Source organism: Methylobacterium sp. GC_Met_3 (genome assembly GCF_026540775.1).
Classification (GTDB): Bacteria; Pseudomonadota; Alphaproteobacteria; order Rhizobiales; family Beijerinckiaceae; genus Methylobacterium.
On sequence record NZ_JALNUL010000062.1, the window covers coordinates 1 to 17956 of the forward strand.

General features: G+C 66.4%; 15 protein-coding genes. 11 read left to right on the top strand and 4 right to left on the bottom strand.

Features of this window, described 5'->3' with window-relative positions; genetic code table 11:
• The first annotated feature begins 168 nt into the window (after positions 1–168).
• Positions 169–2133 (top strand): carbohydrate-binding domain-containing protein, encoded by a 1965-nt coding sequence (locus OXS27_RS28865; protein WP_267360819.1) that lies wholly within the window; start codon positions 169–171, stop codon positions 2131–2133.
• Between the two features lie 562 nt (positions 2134–2695).
• On the opposite strand, the gene OXS27_RS28870 is transcribed toward OXS27_RS28865, so the two are convergent.
• Entirely contained in the window at positions 2696–3382 is a 687-nt protein-coding gene (locus OXS27_RS28870; RefSeq protein WP_267360821.1) for a TetR/AcrR family transcriptional regulator, read from the bottom strand.
• Positions 3383–3442: 60 nt separating this feature from the next.
• Between OXS27_RS28870 and OXS27_RS28875 the strand changes: the two genes are divergently transcribed.
• Both OXS27_RS28875 and OXS27_RS28880 read left to right on the top strand, forming a co-directional pair.
• Positions 3443–4675 carry an HlyD family secretion protein gene (locus OXS27_RS28875; protein WP_267360823.1) on the top strand — a complete coding sequence of 411 codons (1233 nt, stop codon included), beginning with the start codon at positions 3443–3445 and terminating at the stop codon, positions 4673–4675.
• The gene (locus OXS27_RS28880) at positions 4672–6249 is read left to right on the top strand and encodes a DHA2 family efflux MFS transporter permease subunit (protein WP_267360825.1); all 1578 of its coding nucleotides are present in this window, start codon (positions 4672–4674) and stop codon (positions 6247–6249) included. The genes OXS27_RS28875 and OXS27_RS28880 overlap by 4 nt, the downstream gene beginning before the upstream one ends.
• Before the next feature lie 164 nt (positions 6250–6413).
• Here OXS27_RS28880 and OXS27_RS28885 read toward each other — a convergent pair whose 3' ends face one another.
• Entirely contained in the window at positions 6414–8654 is a 2241-nt protein-coding gene (locus tag OXS27_RS28885; RefSeq protein ID WP_267360827.1) for a CHASE3 domain-containing protein, read from the bottom strand.
• A gap of 171 nt (positions 8655–8825) precedes the next feature.
• On the opposite strand from OXS27_RS28885, the gene OXS27_RS28890 reads away from it, so the two are divergent.
• Positions 8826–8984: a hypothetical protein gene (locus tag OXS27_RS28890; RefSeq protein WP_267360829.1), complete on the top strand. Its 159-nt coding sequence runs from the start codon at positions 8826–8828 to the stop codon at positions 8982–8984.
• Between the two features lie 311 nt (positions 8985–9295).
• Here OXS27_RS28890 and OXS27_RS28895 read toward each other — a convergent pair whose 3' ends face one another.
• On the bottom strand, positions 9296–9892 hold the full coding sequence (locus tag OXS27_RS28895) for a hypothetical protein (protein WP_267360831.1): 597 nt from the start codon (positions 9890–9892) through the stop codon (positions 9296–9298).
• 133 nt (positions 9893–10025) lie between these two features.
• Between OXS27_RS28895 and OXS27_RS28900 the strand changes: the two genes are divergently transcribed.
• Both OXS27_RS28900 and OXS27_RS28905 read left to right on the top strand, forming a co-directional pair.
• Entirely contained in the window at positions 10026–10496 is a 471-nt protein-coding gene (locus tag OXS27_RS28900; RefSeq protein ID WP_267360833.1) for a (2Fe-2S)-binding protein, read from the top strand.
• Between the two features lie 14 nt (positions 10497–10510).
• Positions 10511–12733, top strand: coding sequence for a molybdopterin cofactor-binding domain-containing protein (locus OXS27_RS28905; RefSeq protein ID WP_267360835.1), 2223 nt, complete (start codon positions 10511–10513; stop codon positions 12731–12733).
• A gap of 252 nt (positions 12734–12985) precedes the next feature.
• On the opposite strand, the gene OXS27_RS28910 is transcribed toward OXS27_RS28905, so the two are convergent.
• Positions 12986–13549: a cupin domain-containing protein gene (locus OXS27_RS28910; protein ID WP_243916405.1), complete on the bottom strand. Its 564-nt coding sequence runs from the start codon at positions 13547–13549 to the stop codon at positions 12986–12988.
• 195 nt (positions 13550–13744) lie between these two features.
• On the opposite strand from OXS27_RS28910, the gene OXS27_RS28915 reads away from it, so the two are divergent.
• The 5 genes from OXS27_RS28915 (at position 13745) to OXS27_RS28935 (ending at position 17714) form a co-directional block, all read left to right on the top strand.
• Positions 13745–14518 carry an ABC transporter substrate-binding protein gene (locus OXS27_RS28915; RefSeq protein ID WP_267360844.1) on the top strand — a complete coding sequence of 258 codons (774 nt, stop codon included), beginning with the start codon at positions 13745–13747 and terminating at the stop codon, positions 14516–14518.
• Positions 14519–14523: 5 nt separating this feature from the next.
• Positions 14524–15177 (top strand): amino acid ABC transporter permease, encoded by a 654-nt coding sequence (locus OXS27_RS28920; protein WP_243916406.1) that lies wholly within the window; start codon positions 14524–14526, stop codon positions 15175–15177.
• Positions 15174–15905 (top strand): amino acid ABC transporter ATP-binding protein, encoded by a 732-nt coding sequence (locus tag OXS27_RS28925; RefSeq protein WP_267360839.1) that lies wholly within the window; start codon positions 15174–15176, stop codon positions 15903–15905. Before OXS27_RS28920 ends, OXS27_RS28925 begins: the two co-directional genes overlap by 4 nt.
• Positions 15906–15913: 8 nt before the next feature.
• Entirely contained in the window at positions 15914–17203 is a 1290-nt protein-coding gene (locus OXS27_RS28930; RefSeq protein WP_267360841.1) for an FAD-binding oxidoreductase, read from the top strand.
• A gap of 187 nt (positions 17204–17390) precedes the next feature.
• Positions 17391–17714 carry a hypothetical protein gene (locus tag OXS27_RS28935; protein WP_243916410.1) on the top strand — a complete coding sequence of 108 codons (324 nt, stop codon included), beginning with the start codon at positions 17391–17393 and terminating at the stop codon, positions 17712–17714.
• The last annotated feature ends 242 nt before the right edge of the window (positions 17715–17956 follow it).

A 17956-nucleotide genomic window follows, 5' to 3' on the forward strand; every position in this document is an offset into this window, starting at 1 on the left:
GTACGGAATAACGTTGCTGCGTTCGCGGCCGGCCTCGGACGCGTCTCCATGGTCGCCAGTGATATGCGCCTCGTGTGAACGCCATCGAACTGACAGCGGTATGCGGCCATGGTGGTGTCATCGCGTGCCATATTGGCGTAACTCGATCGCCGGATACGGAATAGACCGATGAATGCTCAATCTGCAGTACGCGTCGCAGACGTTATAGGCAAAGTCGGAGTCAATTCGCACATAAACTATACCGACGGACAGTATGCCAATATTAATCAAGATCTGAGTGACATTCAGTATCTTGGTCTGACAAATCTTCGTGACGCCGCACCGAACCCGGCCTTGGCGGGTCAGGACAATCTTGCCGCCGCGGCACTGGCAGGAATGAAGTTTGATTTCATCGTACAAGGTTCGCTCAATCCCGTGGATGCTGTCAAGCAGATCCATGCGTTTGTCGTGGCTCATCCAGGTTCGGTGACCGCGATCGAGGGGCCGAATGAGGTGAACAACTTCCCGGTGACTTATCATGGTGTTACCGGGACTGCGGCTGCTCAAGCTTATCAGCAGGATCTCTATGCTGCTGTGAAGGCCGATCCCATCCTCAAAACTATACCCGTACTAAGCTTTACTGATTTTCCAATCTCTAAAACAGTCTCAGATTTCAATAACATACACCTATACAACAAAATTGGCGGCCAGCCTCGAAGTGATATTAGTGGCGGTGATGCCGATGCGGTTGCAGCCGATCCTGGCAAGCCAGTCGCAATTACAGAGCTCGGTTATCAGACCTCGATCCCGGCAGGGGTAGCCATCAATTGGGAAGGCGTCGATGAGGCGGCCCAAGCAAAGCTGATCGTTAATAGCGTTCTGGATGCTGGTCAACTTGGTTCAAATAAGATTTATCTATATCAACTGCTCGACGCGTATTCGGATCCGCAAAACACGAATATAGAGAATCACTTTGGTCTTTTCCGCCTCGACAATACGCCGAAGCATGCCGCAACGGCGCTCCACAATCTGACGTCAATCCTGAGCGATCCGGGCTCTGATGCATCTCATTTCAGCCCTGGGGGACTTGCCTATTCGCTGAGTGGAATGCCAAGTTCGGCCTACAGCCTTCTCACGCAAAAATCCGACAGTTCGTACCAGATCGTACTCTGGAATGAGCCTGATATCTGGAATGAACAGGCACATCGATCGATGCCTACGGCATCAAGCCCGATTACAATACAATTAGATCAAGTATTTTCAACAATCCAGATCTATGATCCGGTGAATGGTTCTACACCGGTGCAGACCTTGCACAACGTGTCCAGCGTTTCTTTGGCCATGGCCGATCATCCATTCATCATTCAAGTATCCGGTGTCGCTGCATCCGGCACGGGCGCGTCGAGCGCCGGCTCCGGCGCCGCGGTGGCGACCACGGTGGGCACCGGTTCGGACAAGTTGGTCTTGAAGCTCAGCGAGGACGCCTACAAGGGCGATGCGCAGTACACGGTCTCGGTCGACGGCCAGCAGGTCGGTGGGACCCTGACCGCGCATGCCGCCCACGTCGCCGGCTCGACCGCGCTGGACGATACGCTCACCGTGCAGGGCAACTTCGGCGCCGGGCCGCACACGGTCAGCCTCAACTTCCTCAACGACGCCTATGATGGCCCAGGCAACGACCGCAACCTGTACGTGGATGCGGCCAGCTACAACGGCGCCGCGGTCGCCAACAGCAGCCTGACCTTCCTCAACCCCGGGCCCCAGCAGTTCACCGTCCCGGGAACGGCTGCGAGTACCGGCGGCGGTACGCCCGGAGCATCCACGAGCGCCGTCATGAAGACGGGCGCAGCCGCTACCGCACCAGCCGCCCCGACTGTCGCGCTCACGCACGACACCGGAACAGGCGGAACCCACGTCTCCAGCGACGGTCTGATCACCTATGCGCCGTCCGTGAGCGGCGATACGCTACACTACAAGCTCGACACCGGCGCATTCACCACGACGGCTCCAGTCCTGGCGACCGACGGCAGCACCGACGGCCAGCATACGGTCACCGTCTACGAGACCAATGCGGCCGGTCTCACGTCAATCGAGGCCAGCCTGGTCTTCTCGCTCGAGACGCATCATGGCAGCAACGGATTCCACTTGACGTGAGGGGCGGCACAGAGCGCTCTCGGCGTGCTCCGCCGCGGTGGTCAATCTGCGGTCGTGAACAAGGCCCAGATCGGCGGTGACCCTCGCAGTCGAGACATTGAGCGGTGCCGTCCCGCATCGGATTGTATTTTGCCTGTTTTACAAGATTTGATCCATTAGGCCGCGTCTATAAGATTATAGCTCAGCATCGAAAGGTCGAATCGTCACCCGCTCCACTAACATCGCTCTCTCAGCGCCGCAATTGGATCCAAGCACCGCAATGGTTCGGTTAAGACTTGATTGATTATAGCGGAGCCTGCGATACACCACTAGAAACTAAAATTTTGCATCGCAGCAAACTAGAGAGAATTGAGGCACCGCATCGAAGCGGCGGCCCTATTCCTTACCGGCAGTGAGCTGACGCGGATCTTGGGTCGGTCGGGTGTGGCAAGCCGCATCGTGTACAGGCCGGAGCCGCTGGTCGTGTCCGCAGGCTACCCAAGCGGAAGCAGCAAGCCGTCGCAATGACATTGACGTTCGACGGACTTAGGCATGCCTGGCCAAGGCGCCGATGCAGGCGCCTTCAGGGGCGATCCGAACGAACACCGGCGAGGAAGAGCGCTACGGCCGCGCGGCGCCGTTTTTCCTGCGCTTCCGGATCCACCTCTACGCCATAGAGCGCCTGCTTCGAGCTGCGCCCCATGATAAGGTTGAGGAAGAGATCGGCGGCAATCTCGGGGTCGTCCACCGCGATCTGCCCCTGCTCGGCCATCACGCCGAGTAGACCTCCCACCGCCCGGACGCCGCGAAGCCAGCCTTCCTCGTAGGCAAGCTTGGCGAGATTGGGGAACTGCATCGCCTGGGCGGCGATGCAGCGGGTCAGGGCAGCGGCTCCCGGCGCCTGGGAGCGGTCGAGGAGGTTGCGGCTCAGCTCGTCCAGCACCGTCGCGGCATCCAGCGGGGTCGCCCGCAACGCCTGCGCCTCGGTCGCCGCCGAGAGAGGCGCGAGCCATTCCCGGATGCGGTCCTGCAGGACTGCCTCGAACAGCGCGCGCTTGTCTTGGTACCGGGCATACAGCGTCGGCTTGCTGACGCCTGCGGCTTCCGCCACCGCATCGATCGATGTGCCGTCGAAGCCGCGCTCGATGAACAGCCGGGTCGCGACCTCGACGATGCGTGCCTCGCGCCGCGCGGCCTCTTCGCGCGTCGGCCGCCCGCCGGAACCACGCTTCGCTATCACCTCGGGCTCGGCGGGGACGGCCGCTGCCATCGTCGTGCTCCTTGTCATGGTCCACTCCGTCATGTATCGATACTTTACCGTATCGTATTGATGTTGGCCACCATCATGGACGCTCGACCCAGCGATCTTTCCCAGCCCGCGGCACGAACCGCTACCGCGGCCGGGGCTGGTGGTCACGCACCGGCCTCTGCAAGGCTTGCCGCCCGTTCGCCTGCTCGCAGGCGCCGCAAGTCGCGCCTGATCCTGTCGGTCCTTATCCTCGCGGCTCTCGGCGGCGCGGGAAGCTACGGCTGGCACTGGTGGACCATCGGTCGGTTCCTGGAGACGACCGAGGACGCCTACCTGCAGGCCGACAAGGTCACGGTAGCCCCGCGCATCGCCGGCCACGTCGCCGAGGTCCTCGTCGGCGACAACGCGCCGGTGAAGGCCGGTGACGTGATCGCGCGCCTCGACGACCGCGAGTCCCAGGTCATGCTCAAGCAGGCCGAGGCCGAGGTCGGGAAGAGCCGGGCCCAGTTGCTCGGGACCGCGGCCGCAATCCTGCAGCAGCAGGCGCAGGTCGCCTCGGCCAAAGCCGAGGTCGAGAATACCGATGCGGCCCTCGACTTCGCCGGCAAGGAATACACCCGGTATCAGAACCTGTTGCAGACCGGCTCCGGCACCGCGCAGCGCCAGCAACAGGCGGATTCCGACCTGCGCCAGAAGCGGGCCGCCCACGACAAGTCCGTCGCTTCCCTGGAAGCGGCCAGGAAGCAGGTCGACAGCCTGAGAGCGCTGGAGGGCAGCGCCCGGGCGAGCCTGGAGGCTGCCCAGGCCAAGGTCGAGCAGGCGCAGCTCAACCTCAGCTACACGACCATCACGGCGCCGGTAGACGGCATGGTCGGCGACCGCTCGCTCCGCGTCGGACAGTTCGTCTCGGCCGGCACCGGGCTGCTCACCGTCGTCCCGATGGGTCGCGACATCTACCTCGTGGCGAACTTCAAGGAGACCCAGACCGGGCAGATGGTCGAGGGCCAGCACGTGACCTTCACGGTCGACGCCCTGGGCGACCACGAGTTCGAGGGACGGGTCGAGAGCTTCTCGCCCGGTACCGGTGCGCAGTTCGCCCTGCTTCCCCCGGAGAATGCCACTGGCAACTTCACCAAGGTCGTCCAGCGCGTGCCGGTGCGGGTCGCGCTCGACGATGCCGATCCGATGCTCGGACGCCTGAGACCCGGCCTGTCGGTCGAGGCGACCGTCCACATCCATGACGCGGTCGAGACGGTGAAGCCACGCAACGGCCGATCCGGACATGCCCTGGTCAGCGAGGCGCTTCCCCGATGAACGCCGTACCGGCCGTCGCCACGCCCGAGGTCAAGGCGAGTGTGCGCGACTGGCTCGCGGTGTTCGGCGCGATCCTCGGCGCGTTCACCGCCATCCTCGATATCCAGATCACCAACGCCTCGCTCTCCGATATCCAGGGCGCGCTGGGCGCCTCCACCGAGGAAGGGAGCTGGATCTCGACCGCCTACCTGATGGCCGAGATCATCGTGATCCCGCTCACCGGCTGGCTGTCCTCGGTGATCGGTCTGCGCCGGTACCTGTCGGTGAACACGATGCTGTTCACCGGCTTCTCGCTCGCCTGCGCGCTCTCGACCTCGCTGTCGCAGATGATCCTGTTCCGCGCCGGCCAGGGCTTCACCGGCGGCGTGCTCATCCCGACCGCCATCGTCATCGTGCGCACCCGCCTGTCGAAGAGCCAGCAGCCGATCGGCATCGCGATGTTCGGGCTGACCGCCACCTTCGCGCCGGCCATCGGCCCGACGGTGGGCGGCTGGCTCACCGACAACCTGTCGTGGCACTACATCTTCTACCTGAACCTGATCTTCGGTCCGCTCGCCGCCGCGATCCAGCTCGGCGCCTTCGACAGCGTCCCGGCGCGCTGGGCCGAGCTCCTGAAGGGCGACTGGATCGGCATCGGCCTGATGGCTACCGGCCTGCCGGCCCTGACCTACGTTCTGGAGGAGGGCCAGCGGAAAGACTGGTTCGGCTCCCCCATCATCGTCCAGGTCAGCCTCCTGGCGGCGGTCGGCATCGCCGGCTTCATCGTCCGCGAACTGATGACCGAACGCCCCTTCATCAACCTGCGGGTACTGGCCAACCGCTCGGTCGGGGGATCGTGCGTGCTGATGACGGTGCTCGGCGCCGTCTCGTTCGGTTCGATCTACATCATCCCGGTCTACTGCGCGCAGATCCAGGGCTACAACGCCCAGCAGATCGGCTACGTGGTGATGTGGTCCGGGCTGCCGCAACTGCTGCTCTTCCCGATGATGCCGCTGATCATGCGGGCCTTCGACGCCCGTATCCTGGTGGTGACCGGCACGCTGTTCTTCATCGCGAGTTGCTGGATCAATGTCGGCCTGACCCACGACGTCGGCGCCGACCAGCTGATCCTGCCGCAACTCCTGCGCGCCATCGGCCAGCCGCTCTTCACCATCCCGCTCTCGCAACTCTCGACGGCGGGCCTCGCCCCGCGCGACACGGCGGACGCCTCGGCACTATCGAACATGATGCGAAACCTCGGCGGATCTATCGGCATCGCGATGCTGTCCACGATGATCGACCGGCGCGAGCACATGCACTTCTCGGTGCTGGCCGAGGCCATCACGGTCAATGCCACGCGCACCCAGGAACGCCTCGCCGCGCTCGCCGCCGGCCTGCACGGGCACATCGCCGACCAAGCAGCGGCCAAGGGCGCCGCCATCGGCATGCTGGGCGCCCAGGTCCGCCGCGAGGCCTACGTCATGGCCTACGCGGACGGGTTCTGGCTGGTCGGCGTCAGCCTCGTGTTGAGCCTCGCCGTCGTCGCCATCCTGAAGAAGCCGCAGCGGACGTCTGGCCTCATCGAGGCCCACTGACCCGACGGCGCTAACGGATCGTGCGGTTCGATCTCCTCCGACTGCACGATGGACGACCGGTCTGCGCATCGCCCCTTCACGCAGGCCGGTCGTGCCCCGCCGCGCGACCCCCGGCGCCCCTGCCGCCGGACCTATCAACCGACGTCAAGCGCGGCCCTCCGGCCTTACGGTCCGGCATCCCGGGTGGGGCGGAGGACCACGACGTTTTCGGCCGTCGCCGTCGCCGCTCCCGTCGCGGCAGTACCGAGAACCTCGGCGACTTTGCGAGCGAGTTGCTCCCGCTTGAACGGTTTTCCGACGAGATGCACCCCGTCGTCGAGCCGGCCGTGATGCACGATGGAGTTCTCCGTGTAGCCGGACATGAACACCACCCGCACGTCCGGCCGGATGGCCTGAACCCGCTCGGCGAGCTCGCGGCCCCGGACCTTGCCGGGCAGGACCACGTCGGTCAGCAGCAGGTCGACGGCCGCCGCGTTCGCGCCGAACACCCGCAGCCCCTCTTCGCCGTCGGTCGCCTCCAGCACCCGGTAGCCGAGGTCGGACAGGATCGCGCAGGCAATCTCGCGTACCCCCGCCTCGTCCTCGACAACCAGCACCGTGGCCGAGCCACGCGGCAGCTCCACCGGGGACGCCGTACGCTGCCCGGCTGCGGCCAAGGCCCCAACTGCCCGGGGCAGATAGATCTTCACGGTCGTACCCTCGCCGGGCTCGGAATAGATCTTCACGTGCCCGCCCGACTGCTTGACGAAGCCGAACACCATGGCGAGGCCGAGCCCGGTGCCCTTGCCGTCGGGCTTGGTCGTGAAGAACGGCTCGAACACGCGCGCCACCACCTCCGGCGTCATGCCGTGGCCGGTGTCGGAGACCGCCACCATGGCGTAGTCGCCGGGTGCGACCTCGGCGTTGTCCCGGGCATAGGCCTCGTCAAGGACCTTGTTGCCGAGCTCGATGGTGAGCCTGCCGCCGCCCGGCATCGCGTCCCGGGCGTTCAGCGCGAGGTTGAGGACCGCGCTCTCCAGCTGGGCCGGGTCTGCCATCGCTGGCCATAGCCCGGCGGTCTCGACGTAGCGGACCTCGATGTGCTCGCCGAGGGTTCGCCGCAGAAGCGGGATCAGGTCCGGCATCGTGGCGGCGAGGTCGACGGGCGCAGGCGCGAGCGGTTGCTTGCGCGCGAAGGCGAGGAGTTGGCCCGTCAGCGTCGCGCCGCGCTGGGCCGCCCAGGCCGCGCGCTCGATCCGCTGCTGCAGCCTCGCGTCGCCGTTGAGCTTCGCCCGGACGAACTCCAGATTTCCGAGGATGACCTGCAGCAGGTTGTTGAAATCGTGTGCGATGCCCCCGGTCAGTTGCCCGACCGCCTGCATCTTCTGGGCTTCGCGTAGCACGGCCTCGGCCTGGGCGCGCTTGGTCATATCGGAAATCGTCAGGACGAAGCCGCCGTCCGGCATCGGGGTCCGGCGGATCTCCAGGTGATGGCCGTCGGCGCGCTCGCGCTCGTAGGTCACCGCCTCGCGCTGATTCCAGCCGCCGTAGCGGACCTGATCCTCGGTCTCCAGGGTGAGGCGGCCGGGCTCGCCGGTGTGATCGGCGAAGGTGCCGTAGGCGGTACCCAGCCGAAGCATGGCCTTCGGCAGGTCCAGCAGCACTTGGAAGCACTCATTCCAGTTCGCGAGCCTGCGGTCGGGCCCGAACACCGCAACGCCCTGGCTGAGGCTGTCGAGGGTGGTGCGTAGGCGAAGCGCCAGTGATCGCTGCTCGGCCCCGGTCGCGTTGGAGCGCGACCACGCCTGGTTCAGGAGGCGTGCCGCCCAGAGCATGGTGAGGACGGCCAGCGCCGACCCGGCGATAACCATCCAACGCACCCAGGCCGCCCGGGCGTCATTCTGGGCGAGGCGTTCGTCGAGCAGCCGCTGCTCGTCGCCGAGCATGCCATCGAGTACCGCCTCGGCGTCCCGCATGTGATTGCGGCCGGCATCGCCGTTGATGATGCGCAAGGCATTCTCAAGCCCGCCGTCGCGGCGTGCTTGCAAGGTCTGGGCGAGCTCCTCAAGCTTCTGCTGGATGGCCGGCGCGATGGCGCGGATGCGCTCCTGCTGCGCGGGGTTGTCGGCGGTGAGCTTCTGCAATTCGCCCTGGAGCAGGCCGAGCCGGTCGCGGGCCGCGTCGTAGGGCGCCAGGTACTCGTCCCGGCCGGTGAGGACGTAGCCGCGCTGGCCGCGCTCCGCGTCGCGCAGGGCGATGGCGAGGTCTTTGGTGGTGCTGAGAACGCGGTAGCTGTGCTGCGACCACTCCCGGGCCACCCGCGAGGCGTTGAGGCGCTCCCACGTCACCGCGCCGACAAGGGCAACGATGGCCATGAGGACGCCGAGCACGAGGAGGTTGGCGCGCCTGACGAGATACTGGGTCATGGTGTCCGTGACTGCACCGGCCGCTCGCGGCCGCCCTTCGGACGCAAGCGCCATGCGACCTTGGCCGGAAGCGAGAAACCCAGGCATTGCCTGCCCGCGGGTTCATGGCCACCGCTTATGTCGCGATTGCGGGAATTTGCGGGCGGGCCGACGGAGGGGGCGCACCTCAAAGTGGTCGCTGCCATCGAGGCCACCAACACCCTGATGGCGTGCCGCGGCCGCGGCGCTGTCGGCGAGCGCGGCCTTTTCGGCCGAGAGGGTCTCGATCATCCCGAGCGCGTGCGCGCGGTTCGGCTTGTCGAACGCAGCCAGGTCCGCGTCTGGGCCTGACCGATGAGGTGCCAAGGGCTGGAACGGGCGCCAAGCGGCTGTCCGCATCTGGCCGAAAGCCGCTGGGCCGCTTCGGAATAGGTTCGCCGAAAAAAGCGGGCAGTCTCTTTCGGCGATGCGCGACAACAACGCTCGTGAAGGGAAGGACGGTATCGCCCCCCCCCGCTGCCAACCCCAGTGAGCTCTGCTCGCAGGGTTTGATGAAGCGCACCGTGCGCATCCCGGCCGGCTTGTGACAGGCGATCGTAGCCGGGAGCTTCCATCTGTCGGTCGACGGCCGCTACGCGCTGACCGAGGCCGCGTACTTCGGACTATGGCCTTTGGCTGGGCAGCAGGATCATCGCGGTGTCCGGGTCGGAGACGTCACCCTCCTGCTGCTGATCGAGGGTAAGCTTGGCCGCGAGGTCCGGCACCTGTCCGTTCGCCAATTGCTGCACGGCTGTGACTTGCTTATCCCGTGCCTGCTCCGCCGTGAGCTCGCCTCGCACCACCGCCCGGGCCAGGTTCAAGCTCAGGACGTTCTCGGCCTCGCTGGCGCCGTAGGCGGTGAGCGTGCCCCGCGTCCGGTCCGGGATGACGCTGCCGTTGAAGGTCGCGACGGCGCTGAAGAGGTTGAGCGGAACCTTGTAGGGCAGGCTCTGCTCCAGCACGTCGCTGTGCTTGGCCGGGAAGTCGTGCTCGGCTCCGACCTTGTGTACCACCGTCCGGATCCACGGCCCGTTGCGGTGCCAGATCAGCAGCGTCGCCGTCTGCTCCTGCGGTGCGCCGTACTTGTCCGCCACGGTCTCAGCAGCCTTCCGGGACGGCTCCGGCCAGTCCTGCGGGAGGCGCTCGGCGGCCCGCACTTGGCCGGCGGACAGCGCGAGGACGAGAGCAAGGAGGCATCGACTGCAGTTCTGCGAAGGCATGCGCTTCCCTGACGGCGCCGGGGGCCAGCACGGCCCGTGCAGCGAATGGGGATCGCTGTTACGCCGCCGCGTTGCTCCGGATCTACGCCGGGTATAGGCCGAGCACCCCAGAATGGTTCCAGGGAGACGCGCGATGGCGCAGCCGATGTCGCTGGACGTGAACGGACGCGCGGCGCCCGTGAGCGTGGACGACCTTGATACGCCGCTCCTCTACGTGCTGCGCGACGACCTGGGCCTACACGGGCCCCGCTTCGGCTGCGGGCTGGGCCAGTGCGGCGCCTGCACGGTGCATGTCGATGGGCAGGCGGTGCGCTCCTGCATCACCCCGGTCTCGAGCCTGAAGGCGGGGGCCAAGATCGTGACGCTCGAAGGGCTCGGCAGACTGGACAAGCCGCACCCGGTGCAGGCGGCCTTCATCGCCGAGCAGGCGGCGCAATGCGGCTACTGCATCAACGGCATGATCATGCAGTCGGCCGCCCTGCTCAACGAGACGCCGAAGCCGGACGAAACCGCGATCCGGCAGGCGCTCGCCCAGAATCTCTGCCGATGCGGCACCCATCAGCGGATCGTGCGCGCCGTCCAGCGCGCGGCCGGCACGCTCTGACGGAGGTTGTTGCCATGACCGCACCCGCCCTCTCCCGCCGTAGCCTGCTCCTCCAGGGCGGCGCCCTCGTGGTCGGCTTCTCGCTGTCCGGCCGCAGCGCCAGCGCCCAGACCTTCGCGCCGGTCGCCACCAACGGCTTCGCGAAGTCCGTTGCCCCGGACCACGTCGACAGTTTCCTGGCGCTCGGCGCCGACGGTCGCGTCACGATCTTCTCCGGAAAGGTCGATCTCGGCACCGGTGTCGAGACCGCCCTGACCCAGATCGCGGCCGAGGAACTGGACCTGCCGCTCGACCGCGTGATCATCGTCCAGGGCGATACGGCGTTGACGCCGGATCAGGGACCGACCTACGGCAGCCTCTCGATCCAGAAGGGCGGCGTCGAGATCCGGCAGGCGGCGGCGACGGCGCGCGCGCGCCTCGTGCAGATGGCCAGCGAGCGCCTCGGCGTACCTGCCGACGCGCTGGTGAGCGAGAACGGCACCGTCCGCCCGAAAGCTGGTGGCCAAGGCCTCTCCTACGCCGACCTCGTGAAGGATGGGCGCCTCGACCTCAAGGTCGATCCGGCAGTCAAGACGAAGGACCCGGCGCGCTTCGCCCTCGTCGGCAAATCAGTGGCGCGGGTCGACATCCCCGGGAAGATGACCGGGCACTTCACCTACATGCAGGATTACCGCGTGCCCGGCATGGTGCATGCCCGGGTGGTCCGTCCCCCGACCATCGGGGCGGATCTGCAGAGCGTGGACGAGGCCTCGGTCGCGGACATCCCGGGACTGATCAAGGTCGTGCGCCAGGGCAACTTCCTGGCCGTCGTCACCGAGAAGGAGTGGGCGGCCGTGAAGGCCGCCAAGCAGCTGAAGGCGACGTGGTCGAAATGGGAGGGCCTGCCCGAGCAGGACAAACTCTGGCAGCACGTGCGCGCCACGAAGGTCACCAAGGACGACGTCACGAGCAGCACGGGCGATGCCGAGGTGGCGCTCGGCCGCGCGGCCCGGAGGCTCGAAGCCACCTACGACTTCGCCATCCACACCCACGGCTCGATCGGGCCGTCCTGCGCCATCGCGGAGCTGAAGGACGGGTTCCTGACCTGCTGGACGGCCTCGCAGATGACGCACGCCCTGCGCAAGCAGCTCGCGGCCATGACCGGCCTCGCGCCGGAGGCGGTGCGGTGCGTCTACGTAGAGGGCTCAGGCTGCTACGGCCGCAACGGCCACGAGGATGCGGCGGGCGATGCGGCCCTCCTCGCCCGCGCAACAGGCCGGCCGGTGCGGGTCCAGTGGTCGCGCGCCGACGAGCATGGCTGGGATCCGAAAGGACCGCCGACCCTGATCGACCTGAAGGCCGGCCTTGATCCGCAGGGCAACGTCATCGCTTGGTCCTCCCAGTTCTATATTCCAGAGGGGGCAGCAGGCAACGTGCCGCTGGTGGCAGCGTCACTGGCCGACCTGCCGCACGAGACCACGATGGCGCCCGGCAACATCATCGGCAACTCGGCCCTGCCCTACGCCTTCCCGAACGTGCACACGGTCTGTCATCGTCTGGCCTCGACGCCGTTCCGGCCCTCCTGGATCCGCACACCCGGACGGATGCAGAACACCTACGCCAACGAGGCTTTCCTCGACGAATGCGCGGCGGCGGCCGGCGCCGACCCGCTGGAATACCGCCTGCGCGCGCTCAAGGATCCGCGCGGCATCGAAGTGCTGAAGCGGGTTGCCGATCTCGCCAAGTGGCAGGCGCGCCCCTCGCCGGTGAAGGACGTCGCGGGCGACGTGCCGCGCGGGCGTGGCCTCTCCTATGTGAAGTACGAGCTCAACCGCACCTACGTGGCCGGCGTGGCCGAGGTCGAGGTCAATCGCAGCACCGGGCAGGTGCGGGTGCCGCGCTTCTTCGTGGTTCAGGACTGCGGTCAGATCATCAACCCCGATGGCGTGCGCAACCAGCTCGACGGCAACGTCATCCAGACCATCAGCCGGGTGCTGCTGGAGGAGGTCACCTTTGATCGCGGCGCCGTGACGAGTCTCGACTGGTCGAGCTACCCGATCCTCACCTTCCCGGACGTGCCCGAGGTGGTGATCGACCTGATAGACCGGCCGACCGAGAAGCCGTGGGGCGCCGGCGAGCCGTCCGCCGCCATCGTGCCGGCGGCGGTCTCGAACGCGATCTTCGACGCGACCGGCGTGCGCGTGCGGTCCGTGCCGTTCACCCCGGCCAAGGTTAAGGCCGCCCTGCAGGGGGCCTGAACCGCCAACGATCAGGGTCGTCGCGCCGGTCGCGCGGCGCGGGCCCTGATCGTTGGTTTGCCGGTCGCGCCGCAGATATTGGGCGGTGCGCCGGCCGCCGGGATCGATACGGCTTGGTCGACGCGGCCGGCATGGGCGTGCCCCCGCCGAGGTCCGATCCGGCATCCACTGACCACGCCGCGGCGGCGCTCGAGCATCTGCTGCTCCGCGTTCGTACCGCAGCCGTTGTGTGCCGGTGACGGACCGGCCCTATCACGGCCGGGATTTGGAAGATCCGAGGACGTTGACCCATAGCACAATGGTCGGCCCGTCCGGGTTGGGATTGCTGAAGCGATGCGGCCGTCTGCTCTCGAACCGGAAGCTGTCTCCTTCCATCAGGTGAAGCGTTCGCGCCTCGACGACGAGAGTGAGGCGGCCCTCCAGGACGAGGCCGGCCTCCTCGCCTTGATGGCTGAACAACTCGTTGCCCGTGCTGGCGCTGGGTTTCAGGACCATATGGAACAGGCTCAGGCCCTGCGTTCCGCCGGGCGGCGTCAGCAACTGCTTGGTAATGCCGGCCCGCCAGAGCTGCAGTTCAGGCCGGTCCTTCCGGAACACCACGATCGGATCCGGATCGGGCTCGTCCAGGGTGGCTTCGAAGAGCCCCCCGATCCCGATCTGCAGGGTGTCCGCGAGAAGCGCCAGCACACGGAGGGACGGTGAGGACAAGCCCCGCTCGACCTGACTGATAAAGCCGATCGATAACCCGGTGCTGGACGCCACCGCTTCCAGCGAGAGTCCGCGTGCTCGTCGAAGGTTGCGCAGGCGCTGCCCCACGGCCCTGTCCACGGGTTCAGGGCCCGTCGACCCATCACGGGAAATGCTCACCACCACACCAGCCTGCCTCTCGTCGACGCCTTCATGCACGTGAAAACGTCTTGCGTCGATGACGAAAACATGCGGTATTCTTCACTAATGTGAAATCGGGCGCGGCTTTCGCCGTACATCCGGGCCACATGCGGGAGCGGCATGATGAGAAGACGGTTGGCAAGACTGTGTCTGGCGTCGACGCTGCTCTTCGGGCTGTTGGGTCAGGGGGTTGGTGCCCAGCCACTCAAGGTCGGCGCGACGCCCACCGGCCTGCCCTTCACGTTCCTCGACACCAAGACCAACACCATCCAGGGCGTCATGGTCGACCTCGTCAACGCAGTCGGTAAAGAGGCGGGCTTCACGGTGGCGGTGGAGCCGCTGCAGTTCTCGACGCTGATCCCGGCGCTCACCGCTTCGAAGATCGACATCATCTCGGCGGCGATGTTTATCACACCTCAGCGCAAGGAGGTCGTAGCCTTCTCGGCGCCGGTCTACAGCTATGGCGAGGGCCTGATCGTCCCGAAGAGCGACACCAAGGACTACATCTCCTTCACCGACTTGAAGGGCGAGACCGTCGGGGCCCAGGTCGGCACCGCCTTCGTCGAGCCGCTGAAGAAGTCGGGCCTCTTCGGCGAGGTGAAGATCTACGACACGATCCCCGACATCATCCGTGACGTCAATTCAGGCCGGTTGAAGGCCGGCTTCGCCGACGCCCCGATCCTGGCCTACTACGTCAAGCAGGGCGTGTTCCCGGGCGTGCGCCTGGTCGAGACCTTCAAGCCGACCGTCGTCGCCTCGGTGGGTCTCAGCGTGCGCAAGACCGACTCCGCGCTCCTCGCCAAGATCGACGCGGCGCTCGCCAAGCTCAAGGCCGATGGGACGCTCCAAGCGATCCTCACGAAGTGGGGCCTGCCGCCCTCCGCCGACCGGTCCTGAGCCTCATGCGCGAGTTCCTGGTCGACGCGCAGGAGTATCTGCCGATCCTGCTCCAGGGCGTGCAGCTCACAGTTCTGATCACCCTCGCCTCGCTGGTCGTGTCGACGCTCCTGGGCCTCGTCTGGGCGATGCTGCGGGTCTCCGGGATTGCAATCCTCGCCGGCTTCAGCGCGGTCATGATCAACATTCTGCGCGGTATCCCGATCATCGTGCAACTGTTCTACCTCTACTTCGTGATGCCCGATTTCGGCCTGTCGCTGACAGCCGTTCAGGCGGCGATCATCGGGCTCGGCATCGCCTACTCGGCCTACCAGGCCGAGAATTTCCGCGCCGGCATCGAGGCGGTGGATCGCGGGCAGGTCGAGGCGGCGCTGTCGATCGGCATGGGCTGGGGGATGACCATGCGGCGGGTGATCCTGCCGCAGGCGATCCGGATCGCGCTGCCGCCCTACGGCAACATCATGATCATGATGCTCAAGGACTCGTCCCAGGCCTCGACCATCACGGTCGCGGAACTCGCCCTCCAGGGCAAGCTCATTGCGTCGTCGACCTTCAAGAATACCAGCGTCTACACGATGGTGGCGCTGATGTACCTCGCACTCAGCCTGCCACTGATCCTGCTGGTTCGGCATTTCGAGGCGAAGGGTCGGCGCCGATGATCGTCCTGCAGGATGTTCGGAAGCATTACGGCGCGCTGGAGGTGATCAAGGGCGTCTCGGCCGAAATCGCCAAGGGCGAGGTGGTGTGCATCATCGGACCGTCGGGCTCCGGCAAGTCGACCCTGCTCCGATGCATCAACGGGCTCGAGGCCTATGACGGCGGCGAGATCCACGTCGGCGGTCAGAGGGTCGACCGGGATGCGCGGAGTATCAAGGCGATCCGTACTCAGGTTTCCATGGTGTTCCAGCGCTTCAACCTGTTCGCCAACCGCACCGCCCTGGAGAACGTCGTCGAGGGGCCGATCTACGTGAAGGGCGAGTCCCGTCCGGAGGCCGAGGAGCGGGCCGCCGCGCTGCTCGCTCGGGTCGGCCTTTCGGGCAAGGAGTACGCCCGGCCGGACCAGCTCTCCGGCGGTCAGCAGCAGCGGGTCGCCATAGCGCGGGCGCTCGCCATGCGGCCGGAGGCGATCCTGTTCGACGAGCCGACCTCGGCTCTCGACCCTGAACTCGTCGGCGACGTGCTGCGGGTGATGCGGGGGCTCGCCGACGAGGGGATGACGATGATCGTCGTGACCCACGAGATCGGCTTCGCCCGGGAGGTGGCCGACAGGGTGCTCTTCCTCGATGGCGGCCGCCTCGTCGAGCAGGGGCCTGCGGCCGAGGTCCTCAACCGCCCGCAGAACCCCCGCACCCAGGACTTCCTGCAGCGCGTGCTGCATCCCCTGTAGGAGAGGCTGTGGCTGAACCCTTTCCGCTCGCCCCATCGCTCTGGGCCACCACGGCGGCCCCGGCGCCAGAGACGCCGCCGCTCGCCGAATCCGGGCAGGCCGACGTGGTCATTGTCGGCGGCGGCTTCTGTGGCCTGTCCACGGCGCTGCATCTCGCCGAGAGGGGCATCCGCCCAGTCGTGCTGGAGGCGCGCGAGGTCGGCTTCGGCGGCTCCGGGCGCAACGGCGGGCAGGTCATCCCGGGGCTAAAATATGATCCTGCCGACCTCGTCGCCCGCTTCGGGCGCGAGCGCGGCGAACGGCTCGCCCGCTTCGCTGGTGGCACCGCCGATACGGTCTTCGATCTCATCGCCCGGCACGAGATGGACGTGCCGCACCGGCGCGAGGGCTGGATCCAGGGCGCCCACACTGAGGCCGGTCTAGAGGAGGTCGCGCGGCGGGCACACCAATGGGCCGACCTCGGCGCCCCGGCGCGCGTTCTCGACAAGGCCGAGACCGACCGGCTGCTCGGCACGGAACGCTATCTCGGCGGCTGGTTCGACGGCCGAGGCGGCGCGGTCCAGCCGCTGAGCTATGCCCGCGGCCTCGCCCGAGCCGCCCTCAAGGCCGGGGCCGTAATTTACGGCGGATCACCTGTGACCGCCCTCGATCGCACGGGATCGGGCTGGATCGTCAGCACGGCGCAGGGCGCCCGCCTCACCACCGAGCGCGTCGTCCTCTGTACCAACGGCTACACCGGCGGGCTCTGGCCCGGCCTCGCCCAAACGGTGATCGCGGCAAACTCCTTCCAGGTCGCCACGGTGCCGCTCTCCGACAACCTTCGCCGCTCGATCCTGCCCGAGGGGCAGGTCTCCTCGGACACGCGCAAGCTGCTGCTCTACTTCCGCCTCGACCACACCGGTCGGCTGCTGATGGGCGGCCGCGGCCCATTCCGGGAGCCGCACGGCCCGCAGGACTGGGCGCATCTCGAACGGATCGTCACCAAGCTCTTTCCGCAGCTCGACGGCGTTGCCTTCGACCACCGCTGGTGCGGCCGCGTGGCGATCACCCGGGATTACCTGCCGCATCTTCACGAGCCGGCGCCCGGCCTGCTCATCGACATCGGCTGCCAGGGCCGGGGCGTGGGCCTTCAATCGGCGATGGGTCGGGCGATCGCTGAGTACCTCGCGACTGGCGATGCCGACAGCCTCCCCCTATCACCGACGCCCATCGCGCCGCTGCCATTCCATGCGCTGCACCGCCTGTACGTTTCCGCGATCATCGCTTGGTATCGTTTGAGCGATGGCGGGATTCGCTGAGGGATCGCTCTGTCTCGAGATCGCTTCTGGCATGGATGCCAGGGGCGCCGTTGCCGGACCGCCGCCGAACTCATTTTGAGGGTGAGAATGGACGCACAGCAGACGACTGAAGTTGGCCGAGGCTGTGTGAAAACGCGCTCCCCGCGCGGCTCGTGGTGAGCGCGACGACAAACCTCACGAGCGGACTATGATGACGGCGCCCCGCCTTTTGTCCCAAACCGAGTTCTCAGCCTGCTTCACCGCTCCGATGCGGAACGTGACCGCAACCGCTGAAGCAGTCGTCGATGTCTGGTCGTACGCCGAATCGATCGCCCTGCCGCTGGGACGTATCACGGAGCTTCTCGACGTCACCGACGTCTATCGCGATGCAGACGAGCGGTTCGATCAGGTGCTGATCGGTACGAACGTCCACAACCTCATACTTGTCATCATCGTGGATATCTCGCGCTGCATCGTGCACGGGCATTATTGTCTTGATTTGGCAAACGCGTACGGCATGGCTCGAACCTGAAGGCTGAGCATTGGCTGAGTTCAGCATATTACACAGCCAGCAGCCCTACCGCTCCGGACCGACGCCAGCCGTTCCGGAAGCCAACTATGCTTCCCCGAAGCTGTCACTTGTGGGCCATCCGGCTGCTTCGGCTGAGGGTGCGAAGCAAACGTCACCTCAGAATTGGGATGCAGACGTTGCAAGCGAGCCAGAACGGTCCAGTGCAGATACTTCTAAATTGGAACTCGAGCGCCGCGCGGGAC